The organism is Candidatus Atribacteria bacterium (assembly GCA_011056645.1).
In the GTDB taxonomy this organism is placed as follows: Bacteria; Atribacterota; Phoenicimicrobiia; order Phoenicimicrobiales; family Phoenicimicrobiaceae; genus Sediminicultor; species Sediminicultor quartus.
In genome coordinates this window covers 1-18655 of the sequence record DSEL01000181.1, presented here as the reverse complement: position 1 = coordinate 18655, position 18655 = coordinate 1, and the positions used below count along the sequence as shown (strand labels likewise).

Here is an 18655-nt window from a genome sequence, read left to right as displayed (position 1 = left end):
TTCTATTGATCTTGTACTTTATGTCATTCACCCGAAAGCAGGGCGGAGATCTATAAAAGTTGTCACCTAGGTAGCAGTAATTTAATCTGAGTAAACTAAATTTTAATCTATGTAATCTGTAGTAGCAATAGTTATAGGAGGTTCGAAGATGATAAAAAATTTTAAAGAGTTATTCGATAATTTAAAAACTAAAGGAAGGGAAAAAATTATTGTTGCAGGTGGAGAAGATATCGAAACCTTGAAAGCCCTAAAAGATTGTTATGATCGCGGTTTCGGAGAGGGAATTTTAGTGGGGGATAAAACAGAAATCGAAGGGTCCATTTCTTTTTTAGGTGAAAGTAATTTTGTAAAAGAGATTATCGGTGCAAAAGATGACGAAGAGAAAGCTCGGAGGGCAGTAGAAAGGGCAAAAAAAGGTGGGACGCTCCTTAAGGGGAAGATAAAGACAGCAACTCTTTTAAAGGCAGTATTAAATAAAGAATGGGGTTTAAGGACTGAAAAAATCGTCAGTGATGTTTTTATCTTTGAAGATACAAGGGGAAAGAAAAGCAAACTGGTATTAATGAGTGATGGCGGAGTAAACCTCAAGCCAGATGTGAAGACTTTAGTTGCCATTATAAATAATGCTGTTGAAGTTGCTCATAAACTAGGAATAGAAATTCCCAAAGTCGCTCTTTTAGCTGCAGTAGAAACTATAAACCCCGATATGGAAGAGACTGTAAAAGCAGGAATGATTTCCAAAATGAATGAAAGAAAACAGATTATCGGCTGTATAATCGATGGACCACTGGCTTTAGATAACGCTATTTCAGAATTTGCTGCCCAAAAAAAAGGAATTGTTTCACCGGTAGCCGGTAAAGCTGATATCCTGATTGTCCCTGATATTGCAGCGGGAAATATCTTTGGTAAAGCACTAACCTATTATGCCAATTACCAGGTAGGGCATACACTGGTGGGTACTAAGGTGCCGGTAATCATACCCTCCCGAGCAGATAAAAGTGATGTGAAATTAAATTGTATTGCCGTCTCTATCTTATGTAGTAAATAAAATCGGAATATTTAAATCTGCAGAATGGTCAAGTACATTTGGCAGCTCGCTTTTTTGGAATAATTCTGTTTTCTTCCATTACTTTTATGTTCCATTTTCTACACTTTTTTATTTTTTACGAAAGAAAGATTCGCTTGCTTTGATCAGGTCTGACTTTTCTATTTTTTCGTATTGGAAAATGTCCGGATTATCCTGTTTTTGAACTGCCGGGAAATATGTTCTATATCCACCACTTAAATTTTTAATATTTTTAAAACCTTTTTGTTTCATTATTTTATAAGCAATATAACCCCTTAATCCCTGTTTACAAAAGATAATAACATTTTTGTTTTTAGGAATTTCATTTATCCTGTTTCTTAATTCGTCTAGCGGGATATTAATTGATCCTTTAATAGTGCCTCGTTTAAATTCAGAAGGGTGTCTTACATCTAGAAGAATTGTCTTTTTCTTATCTATCTTTTCTATTTTATCCCAGTGAATGATGGCATGGTCACCCTTTAGTATATTCGATGCGACATACCCGGCCATATTTATCGGGTCTTTAGCCGAGGAATAGGGAGGCGCATACGCAAGATCCAATTTTTCCAATTCGTATACCGTCATTCCCGCACGTATTGCTGTTGCAAGGACATCTATTCTTTTGTCAACGCCTTCGTATCCTACAATTTGAGCTCCTAAAACCCTACCATTGTCTGGCGAAAAAAGTAATTTCATAGATATTACATTAGCATCAGGGTAATACTCGGAATGTGCTGACGAATGAGTAAATGATTTTTCATAAGGAATATCAAATCTTTTCAATAATTTTTCGCTATTTCCGGTTGTTGCTACTGTCATATCAAATACTTTTAGCACGGATGTGCCTTGGCTTCCCTCATACTTCTCGGGTATTCCGTAGATATTGTTAGCTGCAATTCTGCCCTGTTTATTGGCCGGTCCGGCAAGAGGGATAAGGGTTGGATTTCCGTTAATATAATCTATCACTTCGATAGCATCACCAACTGCATAAATATCAGGGTTAGAAGTTTTTAAGAAACGGTCTACCTTTATACCACCCCTTCCACCGATTTCTAAACCTGCTATTTTAGCCAGAGTTATTTCGGGGCATACTCCTATACCGATTAAGATCATATCGGTCTTTATTTCTCGTCCGCTATTTAGTTTAACCAGGGAAAATTCATCCCGATGTTTTACTTCTTTTACCTCATCGTTTAGATAAAATTCTACCTTTTTCTCTTTCAAGTGTTGATGGATCAGAGAGGCCATTTCACTATCCAGAGGAGCTAATACTTGTTCTGCTAATTCAACGATGGTAATGGCCATTCCCCTTCTATGAAGATTTTCTACTAACTCCATCCCGATAAAGCCTGCCCCGACTATCACAGCGCTTTTAGGATTATGCGTATCAACAAAATTTTTAATGGCCAGGGTATCTGGTATGTCTCTTAAAGTAAATACATTAGGGGCAACAAAGCCTTTAATGGAAGGTTTGATGGGAGCAGCTCCGGGGGCAAGAATTAATTTGTCATAACTTTCCTTATAGTTTTTATCGTTTTTTATATCATGTATCGTAATCTGTTTTTGATTGCTATCGATATCGACTGCTTCGTGAAGGGTTCTTACATCGATGTTAAATCTCTTTTCCATTTTCTCGGGAGTCTGAACAACCAGTTTCTCTTTATTTTTTATTACCTCACCAATATAATAGGGGAGGCCACAGTTGGCAAAAGAAATATACTCTCCTCTTTCCAAAAGAATTATTTCTGCGTTTTCATCGAGGCGTCTCAGACGGGCAGCTGCACTTGCTCCTCCGGCAACGCCTCCTACAATGATTACTTTCATGGTAGTTTACTCCTTTTATGTGAAAAATATTGCAATGTCCACATATTATGATATAACGATATTAATGTCAAGAAATTAAAAGGTTTATATCTCTCTGTGAAGAGTGCGGCAACGAATTAATCTTGTTTTTTATTCTATTTATTTTTTTCTTTCTAAAAATCCGATAATTCCTGATAAAATGATTACTGTGGAGAGGAAGCAGGCACCTACCCCGATGAACATAGCTCCTCCCAGGCTGCTGAATCCGCGCCAGATAGAAAATACCAAAGAGCCAAAGGCCAACATAGTAGTAATACTGGTAAGAAAGATGGCTTTTCCAGTGCTAGCAAATATTTGCCTTATTTTTTTGCTGCCTTCAATGCGCCAGCGATGCACAATATGCACCCCATCATCGATGCCAATACCGAGAATCATTGGTAATGCCATAACATTAACTACAGTAAGCTGCATGCCGACTAAATACATTAATCCAACCATCCAAATAACGCCGGCTAGCAGGGGCAACATGGCGATAATAGCGTATTTAAAACTGCGGAAATCGAGCCATAGCAATAAAAATACCACGAAAATAGTTAGAAACGCTGCATTTTTCCCGTCGTTGCCTACCACCCGGAAAAGTTCTTGCATTACCGGGGGCATCCCGGTTGCTTTGTTACTGATTCTATCCAAATCGCTGGTAAACCGCTGTAGGAAGTTTAAATTTGTCCACATATTTTCTGCAGGAAAAACGGTGAGTAAGAATTGCGTTCGGTCCCGATTGGCATATCTATCCAGGATAGAATCAGGAAGGTCTTCCAGTACAATGTTTTCTGTTGATGCCATTTTAAGTACAGATTCTTTAAAATAGGGTGCTGCATATTTTTGAAATTCTTTTAATCCTTTTAATCCACTCTGCCGGTTGTTTTCCAGGAAAACGATAAATTGTGAAATAATATTTAATGACTGGGGGTTATCGGGATACCCCACAATTTCGCTGCATTTTCTGTCTACCTTGTCCTGTCCTCCCATATAAGCCATATCCTGGATCTCCATAATATTCATTTCCAATCTATCCAGTTCTGAAATGACCTGGTTCAATTCACTATCCAAAATATTACTTTCTATTACTGTGTTAGATAGATATCGATTGATTTCCTGAATGTGAGGAGTTCTTTTTTGTTGTTCCTCCCAAGATGGTAAATACATAGAGATTTCGTCAATCATCGCAGCCGATTTTACATTTTTTAATTTTTTAGCCATTTCTCTGGATTTTTCAACGTTGTCGGTTACAATTAAGGCGTAATCCATACTCAAGTCGAATTTATCCAGTATGGTATCCTGAAGGGTGACGGAGGTCAATCCTTTTGGTTCCATATTCATATAGTTATGGTCAAAAGAGATCCGAGAAGCAGAAATCAGTAGAAAAAGAGTGAAAAGTACCGCGCAAATAATAGTAGCCCGATAACGAACGGATAACCAGCTACATCCTCTTCCAAATCTTTTAAGGGAAATATCCTGATAAACCGGTTTTGATTTTATCCTTTTCTCTTTTAGTTTCTTTTCCAGGCGGCGTTCCCGTAATACTAAAAGTGAGGGCAGGAAAAGAAAGGTAACGATTAGTATGGCAAGTAAACCGACACTGCTGACGATACCCACCTCTTTCATTCCGCGTGAAGAGCTGATGATTAAGGCAAAAAAAGCTGCACAGGTAGTTAAGCCTCCGGTTAATATGCCTTTACCGCTTTTTAAAAAAGTATCTTCTATAGATTGGTCAATCGGTTTTCCCATAGAACGGCTTTCAGTAAAGAGGGAGATGATGTGGATAGAAAAATCAATCCCCAATCCGATGAGAATGACCGTAACCATTGAAGTCATAATATTCAAACTCTTAACTAAAATTGCAGTTAATCCGATTGCCCAGATGAGTCCAACTACCAAATTAAGAATAGCATAGAGGGGAGCAACCCACATTCGAAATGAAAGAATGAGTAAAATTAAAATGGCTATAAAAGCAATGATGCTGGTATAGCCCATACTCTGCTCCCCATATACCATCTCATCACGACCCAGAGGAATCATCCCGGTAAGTCCAGCTTTTACTTCCGGAAAATCTTTTTTCATCCTATCAACTATTTCTTGAACGGCATCAGTTCCCGAAACCATTTTGCTCATATCGGTCATGCTAAAGTTAGGAATAACATTAATAATAACTGCTTGTTTATCATAAGATAAAAGATATGGTTCTCCCAGTATTAATTTATCTACTGCTTTTTGAGCTTCTTCCGGAGAATGGGTTTTGCCGGAAGAATAATCTTGCATGGTGGAAATTAAATGGGCAACACCATCTAATATAATAAGGATACTATCCTCTTTTTCTCGGGTAGAAATCGATTCTTCCCGGCCAACATATTCCTTTTCGAAACTGTTGTTTAAATTGGTAAGCAGGGGAACTAAATTGGGATTTTGATATAATTCTTTCATGTTTTGTAAATCATCAGCCTTAATAAGCATCAAGCCATGTTTACGGATAAAATCTATATCTTGTTTATAATCAATCCGTTTAACATAAAGTTTTCCATCCTTTGGGTCAGTTGCCAGCTTGATTTGAGGGACAATCGCTTCAGTATAGGCTTTAATTGCCTCTTCTTCACCTTCGACTACGATGATAATATTGGTTGCACTTACAAATTCGTTGATGACTTTGTTGTATTGGATTGTTTTTTCGCTCTTGGTCGGGAGCAAATCAGTCCAGCGCATACTCTGCTCTAACTGTGTGGCAAAAGCTCCCATGATTATAGTGATAATTAGTACTGCAATTACCATCTTCCAGGGATGCAGAGCATGCATTTTAGCCAGAGCTTTCAAAATATTATCTCTCATTATTTATTTCCTTTGTAAATTTCTTTCGGTGAATAAACTGTCATCCAATTCTACATTATATTTTACTTCCAGCATTTCTATACTTGTCTTAGAATTTTCAAGTTGGTTATACATGACCATTTTTGTGGCAGTGGGGATATCATCTATATTTTTAATATCATATTGGATTAAAGTTTTTAATAAGAGTTCAGGACTTTCTGCGTCATAATAATTTATGGCTACCGGGTAAAAATTGTCTTTGATTATCCACATAATCAAATGGGAATAACCGGATTCGATACCTTCTTTTTTCAGCATTTCAATCTTGTAACAATCACGTCCCTCTTTGATTTCGGAGCCAAGTTTTTTGCTGCTGAAATTTTCAATAAAAGCATCACTTGCCCCAGTGTCTTCATAGGAGAAGTCGCTACCTTCCATCTTTTCGTTTTTGGAATTAGTAGCAAGTTTGCGTATTCGCTTGGTACGGGGGAAATACATCCAGATATCATCTGCATAATTAAGCATCAGTATAGCCTGGCCTTGAGCTCGTTTGGGCTCTATATAACGCAATAGATTTTTTTCACCCCTGTTTTTACTGTATGAATCGTAGATAAAAACTCTTTCTTCGCCGGAAGTTGTAATAATGGTCATTTTTACTTTGGCTTCAACAGTATCCTGGTTCATTAATTTATTCATTTTACTTATTATTTCTTCAGCGGTAAGCTCTTGTCCGAAGATAAAAAGAGATGCATAAAAAACTATTAAAAATAATGAAGTAAAAATAATAATTACCGTTATGAATCTATTCTTTGATTCCATAATTTTTCTCCTTTTATCGAGCGGTTACTAGAAAGTTTAATTTATACTTTCTTATAGTATCTGGGGTTATTATATCACGTTAAAAAAGAAATTAAATACAAGAGAGGATTCCTTCATTTGACAAATTACACAACCAGGCTAAAATAAATTAACAAAAATATTGATTACACGGGATTAGTGAAATAGTACAAAATACTTTCTATACCAGAAGATTTTACTCGGGCAAAGATTATTATAAGTTATATTTATTAAAGTTGACTTGATGTGTTATAATTACAAAAATAATGTGAGAAAAAGAGGGGGAGTTAAGTAGAAAAATATCAAAATATTAAATAATGTCAGAAAAGAATAACTATTAAATAAGATATAACAAAGGAGTATAAAAATGAAATTATTTTTTTATGGAGGTTTAAGATAATAAGGATGCTCCCCAAGAAATCGATTAAAGAAGATAGAAGCGACAGAAGCATTAGAGAAATTGATTACAAGCTTTCAGAAAAAGATACCTGCAAGGTTTTTCTAAAAGAATATAATAAAAAGAACAAAGAAGATTACCGCTTTGTCGGTCTCGGTAATCCCATTAAAGAAGAGCCAACTTGTATTTGTACCGATAATTTAAATATTGAAATTGCCCCGGTTTATTATAATAAAGATGAAGCGAAGGCTACCTGGGGATTAGTTAAACTAATGAAAGAGAGAGCAAAAAATAAAAGTAATAACCGTAAAAATAAAGATAACAAAGATTGCTTGACGGAAGCAACTCAAATGTTTTGTGATTCTTTAAATGAGCGGATAAAGAATAAAAACGAAAAAAACTATAAGCATAAAGGTAAATTATTTTTAATTGTGGAAGAAGGGGTAGGTTTAACTGAAAAGGAAGCAGTAGATTATTATATTAATCAAGGTAAAAAATTTATTAATAGCATTTTTGATGAAATTTGGTTAATGTTGCAGTTTGCAGGGCATTATAAAATAGTTTTACTTGATAAAAAATAATTTGTTTGTAATTAACCAGCATAGTAGTTTGGTTTTTCCGAGAAAGAAACGGGAAAGAAAAAAGAAAAAGTAAGGTTTTGTTACAGATAAAAGTCGGTTAGAACAAATTTTATTTTTTTGGTGTTTTTATAAATAAAAGAGGAAATACAATATCACTCAAACAGCAGGGTATCCAAACAGAAAGAAACAAAAAAATAAAAATCCCCAGGTAAGTAAACCAATTCAAGGTCTGTCCTATAGCCATGATAATATGGAAGAGCGAAGCCCAGGTGCTGAGGAGAACATGACCAAAATGGGGGAACTTTGTAGAGGGTTTTAGATAAGCTACTCCAATTCCGAATAAGGCTAAAGGATTGACCAGCCACCATTCTTCCATAAACCCTAAATGAATTTCTCTATGGGGGAGATTAAGTAAAATTTCACCCAAATAGGGAATTACCGAATCACTTAGTGTAGCTATTCCGATAGAGCCCACATAACCGATAAAAATTAGAATTACCAGATTGGGTTTCTTCTTTTCTGGCGCACATTTATAAAAGCTATACATTGAGGCAGTAACCAGCGCACTTAAAAAAACATGGATAGGATGAAGAGTATAAAAAACATTATAGGAAAATTTGGTAGGTAATTCTGGCAAAAATATTATCATAATTATTCCGATAGCAGCTCCGCAAGCAGTAAAAGGCATATGTTCTTTTAATTCTTCCAATATTTCTTTATACATTTCTTCACCTATTTCTTTTCAGCCAAAATTTTTTTTGCAAAGAGGATATAGGGCAATAATTATTTAATAAGGCTATAGTAATATGTTATACTGATAAAAATAGAGAAGTCAACAAAATCTATCAATAATTTCTAATTTCTATTGGTAAAATTAAATCATTAAAGAAGGAAAGAGGAAATAGAGAGTGAAAATTGGATGCCATATTTCTATTGCCGGAGGAATAGATAATTCTATAATTCGGGCTGTAGAATTGGACTGTAATACTATGCAGATTTTTTCTAAAAACGCATCCACCTGGCGAGAAAAGGTTTTAAAGAAAGATGAACTAGAAAGATTTAAAGAGAATTTAAAAAATTCTAATATTAACCCCGTTTTTATTCACACTGCGTATCTTATTAATTTAGCATCTCCTTCGGAGGAGCTTTTTTTTAAATCAATTAATGCTTTTTTGGAAGAGATGAAGAGAGCCGACCTTTTGCTGACCAAGCCCTACCTAATTACACATCCGGGGGCTCATGCCGGGGCAGGAGAAGAATACGGGATCCAGAGGATAGTCAGAGCCCTTAATATTATTTTAGAGGAAAGCACAGATTTAGGTTTAAAGACAATGATATTATTAGAGGATACTGCTGGTTCGGGGAGCCATCTGGGTTATACTTTTAGCCAGTTAAAAAGGATGATGGAAGGGGTAAAAGATAGAAAGAGAGTAGGAATGTGTTTTGATACCTGTCATGCCTTCGCTGCAGGATACGATCTTTCACACCAAGAAGGGATTATCCAGACCTTAGAGGAAATTGATAAATATTTAGGTTTAGAACAATTAAAAGTAATACACCTTAATGATTCGAAATTTCCTTTGGGTTCTCGGAAAGACAGACACATGCATATTGGCAAAGGATATATAGGGCTGGAAGGTTTCAGGATAATGGTGAACCATAAAGACTTAAAACATTTACCTTTTGTTCTTGAAACCCCTAAACACGACGAAAAAGATGATCTAAAAAACATTGCTTTGGTAAAGAGCTTAATTAATATTGATACAGGGGACGGTTCTCTGTATCAAAGTTGAGGGTTAATGGATGCCGGTAGAGAAGATCTTAAACGAATTACAAAAGTATAATAAAGTTAGCTCCCGCTTTACTGACTGGCGACATATTCCAGCTAAATCCGGAATTTATGAAGAATTTCCAGAGTGGATGAATATTAAACTGGTAAGGATTTTAAAAGAAAAAGGTATCAACAAAATCTACTCTCACCAAGCTTCCGCCCTTGAATTTATCAAGAACAAGAAAAATGTAGTAGTAGTTACCCCTACCGCTTCAGGCAAGACTCTTTGCTATAATCTGCCGGTATTGGATTCTATTTTAAGAGATGAAAATAGCCGGGCACTTTACCTGTTTCCTACCAAAGCTTTATCTCAGGACCAATTGACTGATCTGTACCAATTAGTATCAGCCTTGGATGAGGGAATTAGAACTTATACTTATGATGGAGATACTCCTTCTTCTGCTCGGCAAGCTATTCGCAAGAAAGGACATATCGTAGTAACCAATCCGGATATGCTGCATTTAGGAATATTGCCACATCATACTAAATGGATGGATTTTTTTGTGCATTTGAAATATGTGATAATTGATGAAGTGCATATTTATCGAGGAGTATTTGGAAGCCATTTGGCTAATGTAATCAGGAGATTGAAGAGAATCTGCCGATTTTATGGCTCGAGTCCACAGTTTATTTGTTGTTCAGCAACTATCGCTAATCCTCGGGAACTTTCCGAGAAGATCGTAGGAGAAGATTTTGTTTTAGTTGATAATAATGGTGCTCCGCAAGGAGAGAAGCATTTTTTATTTTATAATCCTCCGGTAATTAATAAAGAGTTGGGAATCAGAAAAAGCTTAACTAAAGAAGTTGCCCGTTTTGTCGCTTATTTTTTAAGCTATGATATTCAGAGCATAATCTTTGCCCGGAGTCGTTTGACTACCGAAGTTCTAACCAGTTATTTAAAAGATTTTTTAGCAAAAACGGGAAGATCAAAGGATATGGTTAGGGGTTACCGTGGAGGTTATTTACCTAATTTAAGGCGTGAAATAGAAAAGGGTTTGAAAAATGGTGAAATAAAAGGAGTGGTAAGTACTAATGCACTGGAGTTGGGTATAGATATTGGACAGCTTGATGTTTGTTTTATGGCCGGATATCCCGGAACTATATCTAGCACTTGGCAGCAGGCTGGAAGAGCTGGGCGTCGATCCAATAGTTCGATAGCACTATTAGTTGCCTCCAGTAATCCTTTAGACCAGTTTGTAATAAATCATTCTGATTATTTTTTTGAAGAGTCCCCGGAGAGTGCGGTTATTGATCCGGATAACTTGAGCATTTTAGTCAGCCATATTAGGTGTGCTTCTTTTGAACTACCTTTTGAAGAAGGGGAAGATTTCGGGATAAAAAAACTAAAGGATATTTTGGAATATTTAGAGAAAGAAGGTGTACTTCATCGTGTAGAAAATAAATGGTATTGGATGAGTGAAGTCTACCCCACAGAAGAGATAAGTTTACGTAGCGCTTCGGTAGATAATTTTGTAATTATTGATACGGCTAACCAGCAGGAACAGGTTATCGGAGAAGTGGATAAAGCCAGTGTACCCACACTTATCTATGAAGGGGCTATTTATCTTCATGAAGGTGAACAATACGCAATTAAAAGGTTGGATTATCAGAATCAGAAAGCTTATGCCGAAAAAGTAATAGTTAATTATTACACAAAAGCCCAGATCGAAACCAACATTAAGGTTTTAGATATGTTTGAGAAGGCGAAAGAATCAAATATGGAACATGCTTACGGGGAAGTGGCTATTACTACCCTTTCAACTTGTTATAAAAAGATAAAATTTTATACTCATGAGAATATCGGTTTTGGAGAAATATCTTTGCCTCCGGAAGAAATGCGCACCACCGCTTATTGGCTTGCCTTGGCTGATGATAGTAGCAAGCTATTGAAGCATCTGGAAAATGAAGGCGGTTCTTTTAATCTAAGCAGTGGTCTTTTGGCTTTATCAAATGTACTTATAAATGTTGTTCCTTTATACGTTATGTGTGATCCTCAAGATATCAGGGCAGTTTCGGAAGTACGCTCTCCTTTTACCGGAGAGCCGACTATTTATATCTATGATAACTACCCCGGAGGAGTGGGATTTAGCGAAAAGATATTTGAATTGCGTCAATCTTTATTGCAGGCAGCTCAGGAGTTGATTCTTGGCTGTGGATGCGAAAAAGGCTGTCCTTCCTGTGTGGGACCTATTGACGAAGTGGGTATAAAAGGTAAAGAGAGCGCTCTTATGATTCTAAAGGAGGCCTTGGTTTGATTATGGATGATATAAAAAAAAGGCTGGAAAAGATCGCCCAATTAAAAAAGAATATAAGTAAAATTAATCAAGCACAAAAAGAAAAAAGTATAAGTATTGTCAATCAAGAGATAAAGATAGAAGAGGTAGTATCCGGAAATTTTATCTCCACTCCTTTTGGTGACAGCTTTCTCCGGGAAAATTATTTCCCTCAGGATTATAGATGCGGAGAAGTTGAACTTTTTCAAATTTTTCAATCTTCCGCTAAAACTATTTCCAGTTTAGCCAGGGACAACAGGTTAAGGGAAATAGATATTCATAAGACCGTTTTCTTGGATACCGAAACTACCGGATTGGCGGGTGGAGCAGGTACTTATATTTTTTTGGTGGGAGTAGGATATTTTGCAAAAGACCAATTTTGTGTGCGACAATATTTTATGCGTGATTTTAATGAAGAGCGAGCTTTACTATCAGCGGTAAATGAATTGCTTTCTGATTTCAATACAATAGTTACATATAATGGTAAGGCTTTTGATATTCCCTTAATTGAGAGTCGCTTTATTATGTCCGGGATGAAATTAAATATAAAAAACCCTGGTCATTTTGATTTGCTTTATCCTGCCCGCCGCTTATGGAAAAGAAGATTAGAAAATTGTTCATTATCTACGGTAGAAAGAGATATACTGGGAGTAATCAGAGAAAATGATGTTCCGGGCTATCTAGTACCCGAGATTTATTTTAGATATCTTAAAACCAAAGATGCCCGAGCATTAAAACCAGTTTTTGAACATAATTTACAGGACATTCTTTCTTTGGTAGCCCTGGTCAGCAGGATGTGTTTTCTGATAGAAGATCCTTTGAATTATACCAAATACGGTATGGATATTTTTAGTATAGGCAGGATGTTTGATGAAGAGAAGAGATATGAACAGTGCACTCACTATTATACTGAAGCTTTAAAGCACAACTTAGCAGAAGAAGAGACCTCGGAGATATTAAAATTAGCTTCCTTTGCCTATAAGAGACAAGGTGAATGGGAAGATGCAGAAAAAATATGGAAAGAGATCATAGAAAGAAATAGGGAATTTATCTATTACCCTTATGAAGAGTTAGCCAAATATTACGAGCATCATTTGAAGGATTATCAAAAAGCAAAGATAATATTAGAAGAAGCTCTAAATATAGTGGAAAATATTTTCATAAGAGAAAAATTACAATACCGTCTAAATCGAATTAAAGGTAAACTTTTGTGCCAGGCACCAAAGTTGTCATAAGGTAAACATTGGTGCCTGGCACAAAAGTTTACCTTTAAGGGAAAAGGAGTAAGAGGTGGAGAAGAAAAGTTATACAGTAAAAGATTGGCCTGATGAGGAAAGGCCAAGGGAGAGGTTGGTTAAGCATGGCGTAGATTGCTTGACAGATGCAGAATTATTAGGAATAATATTAGTTAAAGGTTATCAAGGAAAGACTTCGGTAGAAATAGCTAAAGATCTATTATCAGAAACAAAGGGATTAAGAAAATTAGATGCTTTAAGTTATCCGGAAATGATCTCCATTAAGGGGATAGGTCTGGCAAAATTTGCCCAAATAAAAGCAGCTCTTGAGATAGGAAAGAGGCTTCTAAGAGAAACCAATTCACCGAAAAAGAAAATTCATAATGCCTTAGATTTAGTAAATTATTATGGACCTTGTATGAGAGATTTAAAGAAGGAAAAATTTAAGGTAATTATGTTGGACGTAAAAAATAAAATTATTAAGGATATTGATATTTCAGTGGGGAGCCTGACTGAAAGCATAGTCCATCCCCGCGAGGTATTAAAGGAGACGATCAAAGAATCAGCTGCTTCGGTTATTTTTTTGCATAATCATCCCAGCGGAGAATCAAATCCCAGCAAAAATGACTTGGATATTACTGAGCGTCTAGCGGATGCTTGTGAGTTAGTTGGCGTCAAAGTACTGGATCATATCATATTGGGAGATGATAATTATTTCAGTTTTGCCCAAGAGGGCATGTTGCATAGTGAACAAGGAGCGAGGGCAAGTAAAAGGTAACAAAGCAAGATTAGGTCTTGTCCTTGCTTTTAGAAAATGAAATGGTTAGGTAAATAAATGAAAAGTAATCTCTATATAAAATTTTGTCCATATTGTGGTTATGAATTAGTTAGAAAAATGTTGGAGGGAAGAAAAAGGTTATATTGTTCTAGCTGTGGGAAGATATATTACGAAAATCCTACCCCGGTAGTAGCCATGATTGCTCGAGATGAAGAAGGTAACATATTGTTAATTAAAAGAAAAGAAGAACCTTGTAAGGGTAAATGGGCACTCCCCAGCGGGTTTATGGAGTTAGAGGAAAGTCCTATCGAGGCAGCGTTGAGAGAATTAGCTGAAGAAACCGGAATAAAGGGAAAACCAAAGAAGTTGATAGGAGTCTATCCTAATAACAGTACAATACACGGACATTTAATTACCATAATTTATGAAGTGGAAATTTTGGGGGGAAAACTGTGCGCCGGCGATGATGCGGAAAAGGCAGAATTTTTTCCGATAAATCAAATACCTCCTTTGGCTTTTCAATCTCACTGGGAAGCTTTAAATGCAGTTCTAAAATAAGGATTTAAATTTAAAATATGCAAGAAATTATTTAGATAAAAATTAATAAGATTAAAAGGAGACAGTAATGAAAAAAGCAAATTTTTTTAAAGTTAAAGAATTAAAAGCAAAGAAGGTTTTAGAAGATTCCAATTTAAGGGTTGTGGCAAATACAAATACTATGGTAAGTTTTTTTGAATTTGGTCCAAATACTACTATTATGCCAGAACATAAACACCCTCACGAACAAACCGGAGTTGTAATAGCAGGCTCTGTAAAAATGAACATAGGGGGAGAGACTAAAATTTTAAAAGTAGGGGAAGGAGTAGTAATTCCCTCTAACCTAGAACATGAAGCTACTCCATTAGAGCCAGGAACTAAGATGATAGACTTTTTTTATCCGATAAGAGAAGACTATCTTGAATAAAAAGAAACAGGTAAAAGGAGTATAAGATTGAAGATATTAGCTTTAGATTTTGATGGAGTAATTGTTGATAGTGTTTTAGATTCACTTTTTGTGGGTCATAATTCTTACCTAAGACTACATGGGTCGGGGAAAAGGAAATATTTTGGAGGAAAGCTTTTTACTTTCGAACATTGGGAAGACACTAAAAAAAAGCACCAGGAAGAGATAAAATATTACCGTACACTAAGACCATATATTCGAGGGGCAACGGATTACGGTTTGATCCAGAAATTAATAGAAGAAAATAAGTCTATCAAAAATCAGGAGGAATTTGACAATTACAGAAAGACAGTAAAATTTGATTTTGAAGCTTATGAAAAAGAATTTTATAAAGAAAGGGCAAGACTTCAAAATATGGACTATAGAGCCTGGTTTAATTTGGAGCCGCCCTATCCCAAAGTAATAGAGGGGATTAAGAAATTATTAGAAGAAGAAACTAAAATCGTGATTGCAACCGCTAATAGCAGAAAAGCAATTGCCCGAACCTTTACTCCCGAATATTTTGGTTTTACTATTGAACCTGAAGATATATTAGATAGGAGATACGGTGAAAATAAATCCGAACAGATGAAGCAGATTGTAAAATTATATAATGTCAAGTTTGAAAAAATATATTTTGTAGATGATCAGCTAAGCCATTTAATTCAAGCCAAGCCTTTAGGGGTAAAAGTCCTTTTAGCTGGTTGGAGTTATGCAACTGAAGTTCAAAAAGAAGAAGCGCGTAAACAAAACATCTCTATCATTGAAAAAGAAGATGATTTTTATCCGATAATAAAAAATTCCTTAAAATCAGAGAGTACTATGTTTGTTTGAAAAATACAAAATAGAAAAGGAGAAAAAATGAAGATAGTAGATTATAAAGAAGTTCAAGCTGATGCTGTAGATTTTGAAGATGCCAAAGATGTAAAAGTAAGGTGGCTTATTTCAGATAAGGATAATGCTCCAAACTTTGCTATGAGGCTGTTTGAGGTTGGTCCAGGTGGGTATAGTCCTTTGCATAGCCATAATTGGGAGCATGAAGTATTTATTTTAGAAGGAGAAGGAGTAGTTATTGGTGGCGAAAAGGAGACCCGTATTAAAAGTGGAACAGTGGTCTATGTTGCCCCCAAAGAGGAACACCAGTTTAAAAATACTGGCTCCAAAACTCTAAAGTTTCTCTGTTTAATTCCCCTACAGAAATAAAATTGATTAAATATAGAATCAGGATATGATTCATTTCCATAAAAAATAAAGGATATTGTTTTTGGAGTGTCTGGTATTTTGTTAATTTGGTTTAGTTCTCAGTTAGAATGAAATATTCTTTGTCAGGCAATTTTTTATAATAGATCTAATTGGCGAAAGGAGTAGATCTATGCACAAGCCATTTTTCGAAAAAGTTGAGTTCGGCGATTCTTATGTAATTAGAATGGTCCCCGATGATGATATTCCCCAAAAGATTGTCAGTTTTTGCAAAGATAATAGAATAACCCATGCGGTGATCATTTCAGCGATTGGAAGTGCTAAGGAGGTTGTATTTAGAGATCTGCTGGCTGGAGTGAAAATTCCCCTGGGACCTTCCAAGACCAATGAACTTAGAATGATGGGTCCCTATGAGATTTTGTCGTTTGAGGGGAACGTTTTTCCCATGAATAATGAATTAGTTGTCCACTTACATGCAATGCTTGGAACAGAAAACGGAAGCGTCTGTGGCGGGCATATAATGCAGGCTAAAGTTTTGTCTACATTAGAATTAATCCTGGTGGAGATAAAAAAGACAAATTCTTATCGGATGAAAAGTGCGATAACCGGATTGAACGAGTTATTGATAGATTGATTCACCACTTCAGACTATACTAAATTAAGGACATTAGATAAGTTTTTCCCATAAACCGAATATAAAAGATAATATTTTTGCTGATAAGTTTACAGTTTTTGCTCCAGTAAATTTTTTGCCTTATTTTTTTTTGGTTTATCCACCTGCTTATCTATCGAATTACTCTACAACCGTAAAATCAATAGTTACTTCCGTTGTTTTTTGAGAGAAAACATCTTTTAAGACTAAACGAAATTTATAATTACCGGCAGGGAAAGGAGAAGTTTGGGTAATAGTATTGTTAATGAAAAGATCGGAATTTTTAGAATGTGATGTAATGTGATAGTCGAGGAAATCTGTCTGTCCAAACAGTATGCTGTTCTCTTCATCTAAAATATAAATATCTTCCTTTAAATAAATTTCAAAAAGTTTTTTATCGATTTTTTTGATGGTATAATTTTTTGCCTCTCCATAGATGTAGAAAGTTTCGCCTTGGGAAAAAGTTATGTTTTCGCGTGCATTATACATTCCAAATCCCGGAGCTTCCTCTTTTGTAAACAATACATTAATAAAGCCTAAATCAGCCTTACTTTTCAACATAGCTAGAGCTTCTTCTAATTCTCCCACCGCTTCATTATAATTTTCTTCGTCTATTAATTTTAAGGCCTGATTAATATAATCTTTTTCCTCGCTGGCAAAAGAAAACATAGTCAAACTGGCAATAACCAAAATTAAAATCATCCCTAAAAATATAAATTTTTTACTTAAATTCATTTTTGTGGCTCCTTTTTATTTTAAATTTGGAAAACTATTTTTATATTAGATAATTTTATTATACAGCAACTCCTGAGGCAATTCAAAAAATTGATGAGCTTACACTAACATGAGCTTAAGTTAGTTTTAATAAAATAATTGAAACAAAATATTTTTTAAATTATAATTATTTTTAACAATAAAGGCTCAAATGATTTTATATTTTTAAGTTTTTAGATATAATTTAGCAATCATGGGGAGAATGGAGGAAGAGATATGGAATGTAATATTGAAAAGAATAAAAAGAAATGTATTTGTACTTATGAACCTTGCCCTAGAAAGGGTAAATGTTGTGAGTGTATCACTTATCATAAAAATATGGGTGAAATTCCGGGATGTTTATTTCCGCCCGAAGTAGAGAGAACTTATGATCGTTCGATTGAAAAATTTATCGAAACGCATAAATAACAGTAAAAAGTAATTTGTGGTGAGTAATAAGCCATAATAAATGAAGCGTGCTCATTCAACTAACGACCATTTACTATTGACTAGTTTAATCGGTCAATCGGTCAATTGATGAATTGGTCAATCGGTAATTTTTTTCACGGTAGTCTCATCCTATTCAAAGGCCAAAAAACTACCCAAGCTTTACCGACCACGTTCTTGCGAGGGACAAACCCCCAATATCTGCTATCACTACTGTTAGGTCTATTATCTCCCAGGACAAAAAATGAATCATCAGGTATTATTGTAGGAGGCATATTTCCGTACGATTTATTTTTTACGTAAGGTTCTTCTAATTTTTTGCCATTAGTATAAATTTCTCCATTGGCTATTTCAATTTCATCTCCCGGTATCCCAATAATTCGTTTAATGTATTTTCGCTTTACTTCTGCTAAAGGTGGCTTAAAGATGATAATTTCACCTCTTTCAGGCTTTTCGAAACGGTAGCTGATCTTGTCGGCAATAAGTCTCTCATTATCGTGAAGAGTGGGTTCCATAGAAGCACCTCTTACTACCGTGACTTGCCCGATAAAGGTAATGATTATAAAAGCAATAATTCCCGCACTGATTACCGTTTCCAACAGTTCTCTAATCATGGATTTTTTCTTTTTTTTCATCCCTTTTTTCTTTAAATTTTCCGTTTCTTTTTTATCTTTTCTCATCTTTGCCCTCTTTCTGATTTTTAATATTAATTTCAAAATATTCAATGGCGGAAATTCTATTTAAAAATTAATTAATCACCAATTTATAATAATTTGCAAGCTTTATTATAACACATTTTTCATAACTTTATAAAAAATTTTTATGATCATTTTTTCTATGATACTTTTCTACCTGCTTAATCAATATTCGATGCCAACTCTTTTTCTTCTTTCTTTTTATTTTTTCTTCACTATATATTGTTTTTACATATAACCCATCACTCATTGCTTACTATATTAAT

General features: G+C 35.2%; 18 protein-coding genes. 12 read left to right on the top strand and 6 right to left on the bottom strand.

Translation table 11 applies throughout. From position 1 onward, the window contains the following. Nucleotides 1–148: 148 nt before the first annotated feature. Entirely contained in the window at nucleotides 149–1048 is a 900-nt protein-coding gene (locus ENO17_07890; protein HER24952.1) for a phosphate butyryltransferase, read from the top strand. A 108-nt stretch (nucleotides 1049–1156) separates the two neighbouring features. Here ENO17_07890 and ENO17_07885 read toward each other — a convergent pair whose 3' ends face one another. From ENO17_07885 to ENO17_07875, 3 genes are all read right to left on the bottom strand, one after another. Beyond that, nucleotides 1157–2890: a CoA-disulfide reductase gene (locus ENO17_07885; GenBank protein ID HER24951.1), complete on the bottom strand. Its 1734-nt coding sequence runs from the start codon at nucleotides 2888–2890 to the stop codon at nucleotides 1157–1159. A gap of 138 nt (nucleotides 2891–3028) precedes the next feature. After that, nucleotides 3029–5749, bottom strand: coding sequence for a multidrug RND transporter (locus ENO17_07880; protein HER24950.1), 2721 nt, complete (start codon nucleotides 5747–5749; stop codon nucleotides 3029–3031). Between the two features lie 3 nt (nucleotides 5750–5752). Further along, the gene (locus tag ENO17_07875; GenBank protein ID HER24949.1) at nucleotides 5753–6547 is read right to left on the bottom strand and encodes an outer membrane lipoprotein-sorting protein; all 795 of its coding nucleotides are present in this window, start codon (nucleotides 6545–6547) and stop codon (nucleotides 5753–5755) included. A 423-nt stretch (nucleotides 6548–6970) separates the two neighbouring features. On the opposite strand from ENO17_07875, the gene ENO17_07870 reads away from it, so the two are divergent. Further along, nucleotides 6971–7543 carry a hypothetical protein gene (locus tag ENO17_07870; GenBank protein HER24948.1) on the top strand — a complete coding sequence of 191 codons (573 nt, stop codon included), beginning with the start codon at nucleotides 6971–6973 and terminating at the stop codon, nucleotides 7541–7543. Between the two features lie 109 nt (nucleotides 7544–7652). Here the strand turns inward: ENO17_07870 and ENO17_07865 are convergent, their stop codons facing one another. After that, nucleotides 7653–8267, bottom strand: coding sequence for a hypothetical protein (locus ENO17_07865; GenBank protein HER24947.1), 615 nt, complete (start codon nucleotides 8265–8267; stop codon nucleotides 7653–7655). A gap of 184 nt (nucleotides 8268–8451) precedes the next feature. Between ENO17_07865 and ENO17_07860 the strand changes: the two genes are divergently transcribed. From ENO17_07860 to ENO17_07820, 9 genes are all read left to right on the top strand, one after another. Continuing rightward, nucleotides 8452–9336, top strand: coding sequence for a deoxyribonuclease IV (locus tag ENO17_07860; protein HER24946.1), 885 nt, complete (start codon nucleotides 8452–8454; stop codon nucleotides 9334–9336). Between the two features lie 10 nt (nucleotides 9337–9346). Further along, nucleotides 9347–11629, top strand: coding sequence for a DEAD/DEAH box helicase (locus ENO17_07855; GenBank protein HER24945.1), 2283 nt, complete (start codon nucleotides 9347–9349; stop codon nucleotides 11627–11629). Nucleotides 11630–11631: 2 nt separating this feature from the next. Next, a complete protein-coding gene (locus tag ENO17_07850) occupies nucleotides 11632–12882 on the top strand; it encodes a hypothetical protein (GenBank protein ID HER24944.1) in 1251 nt (416 codons plus the stop codon). A gap of 55 nt (nucleotides 12883–12937) precedes the next feature. Then, a complete protein-coding gene (locus tag ENO17_07845) occupies nucleotides 12938–13660 on the top strand; it encodes a JAB domain-containing protein (protein ID HER24943.1) in 723 nt (240 codons plus the stop codon). Nucleotides 13661–13717: 57 nt separating this feature from the next. Then, a complete protein-coding gene (locus ENO17_07840) occupies nucleotides 13718–14218 on the top strand; it encodes an NUDIX domain-containing protein (protein HER24942.1) in 501 nt (166 codons plus the stop codon). Nucleotides 14219–14285: 67 nt separating this feature from the next. Then, a complete protein-coding gene (locus ENO17_07835) occupies nucleotides 14286–14624 on the top strand; it encodes a cupin domain-containing protein (GenBank protein ID HER24941.1) in 339 nt (112 codons plus the stop codon). Between the two features lie 27 nt (nucleotides 14625–14651). Next, nucleotides 14652–15476, top strand: coding sequence for an HAD family hydrolase (locus tag ENO17_07830; GenBank protein ID HER24940.1), 825 nt, complete (start codon nucleotides 14652–14654; stop codon nucleotides 15474–15476). A 27-nt stretch (nucleotides 15477–15503) separates the two neighbouring features. Further along, nucleotides 15504–15845: a cupin domain-containing protein gene (locus ENO17_07825; GenBank protein HER24939.1), complete on the top strand. Its 342-nt coding sequence runs from the start codon at nucleotides 15504–15506 to the stop codon at nucleotides 15843–15845. A 169-nt stretch (nucleotides 15846–16014) separates the two neighbouring features. Beyond that, complete coding sequence (locus ENO17_07820; protein ID HER24938.1) at nucleotides 16015–16476, top strand: DNA-binding protein; 462 nt, start codon at nucleotides 16015–16017, stop codon at nucleotides 16474–16476. Between the two features lie 159 nt (nucleotides 16477–16635). Here the strand turns inward: ENO17_07820 and ENO17_07815 are convergent, their stop codons facing one another. Then, nucleotides 16636–17229 carry a hypothetical protein gene (locus tag ENO17_07815; GenBank protein HER24937.1) on the bottom strand — a complete coding sequence of 198 codons (594 nt, stop codon included), beginning with the start codon at nucleotides 17227–17229 and terminating at the stop codon, nucleotides 16636–16638. A 255-nt stretch (nucleotides 17230–17484) separates the two neighbouring features. Here ENO17_07815 and ENO17_07810 point away from each other — a divergent pair, with 255 nt between their 5' ends. Further along, on the top strand, nucleotides 17485–17676 hold the full coding sequence (locus ENO17_07810; GenBank protein ID HER24936.1) for a hypothetical protein: 192 nt from the start codon (nucleotides 17485–17487) through the stop codon (nucleotides 17674–17676). A gap of 134 nt (nucleotides 17677–17810) precedes the next feature. Here ENO17_07810 and lepB read toward each other — a convergent pair whose 3' ends face one another. Beyond that, nucleotides 17811–18374: a signal peptidase I gene (gene lepB, locus ENO17_07805; protein HER24935.1), complete on the bottom strand. Its 564-nt coding sequence runs from the start codon at nucleotides 18372–18374 to the stop codon at nucleotides 17811–17813. Nucleotides 18375–18655 lie beyond the last annotated feature (281 nt).

What these genes read in the sequence shown, in the direction of transcription:
- ENO17_07870 (HER24948.1), top strand. Translation starts at nt 6,971, where the DNA reads ATGCTCCCCAAGAAATCGATTAAAGAAGATAGAAGCGACAGAAGCATT.
- ENO17_07810 (HER24936.1), top strand. Translation starts at nt 17,485, where the DNA reads ATGGAATGTAATATTGAAAAGAATAAAAAGAAATGTATTTGTACTTAT.
- ENO17_07820 (HER24938.1), top strand. Translation starts at nt 16,015, where the DNA reads ATGCACAAGCCATTTTTCGAAAAAGTTGAGTTCGGCGATTCTTATGTA.
- ENO17_07885 (HER24951.1), bottom strand. Translation starts at nt 2,890, where the DNA reads ATGAAAGTAATCATTGTAGGAGGCGTTGCCGGAGGAGCAAGTGCAGCT.
- ENO17_07880 (HER24950.1), bottom strand. Translation starts at nt 5,749, where the DNA reads ATGAGAGATAATATTTTGAAAGCTCTGGCTAAAATGCATGCTCTGCAT.
- ENO17_07835 (HER24941.1), top strand. Translation starts at nt 14,286, where the DNA reads ATGAAAAAAGCAAATTTTTTTAAAGTTAAAGAATTAAAAGCAAAGAAG.
- lepB (HER24935.1), bottom strand. Translation starts at nt 18,374, where the DNA reads ATGAGAAAAGATAAAAAAGAAACGGAAAATTTAAAGAAAAAAGGGATG.
- ENO17_07890 (HER24952.1), top strand. Translation starts at nt 149, where the DNA reads ATGATAAAAAATTTTAAAGAGTTATTCGATAATTTAAAAACTAAAGGA.
- ENO17_07815 (HER24937.1), bottom strand. Translation starts at nt 17,229, where the DNA reads ATGAATTTAAGTAAAAAATTTATATTTTTAGGGATGATTTTAATTTTG.
- ENO17_07855 (HER24945.1), top strand. Translation starts at nt 9,347, where the DNA reads ATGCCGGTAGAGAAGATCTTAAACGAATTACAAAAGTATAATAAAGTT.
- ENO17_07850 (HER24944.1), top strand. Translation starts at nt 11,632, where the DNA reads ATGGATGATATAAAAAAAAGGCTGGAAAAGATCGCCCAATTAAAAAAG.
- ENO17_07840 (HER24942.1), top strand. Translation starts at nt 13,718, where the DNA reads ATGAAAAGTAATCTCTATATAAAATTTTGTCCATATTGTGGTTATGAA.
- ENO17_07825 (HER24939.1), top strand. Translation starts at nt 15,504, where the DNA reads ATGAAGATAGTAGATTATAAAGAAGTTCAAGCTGATGCTGTAGATTTT.
- ENO17_07875 (HER24949.1), bottom strand. Translation starts at nt 6,547, where the DNA reads ATGGAATCAAAGAATAGATTCATAACGGTAATTATTATTTTTACTTCA.
- ENO17_07865 (HER24947.1), bottom strand. Translation starts at nt 8,267, where the DNA reads ATGTATAAAGAAATATTGGAAGAATTAAAAGAACATATGCCTTTTACT.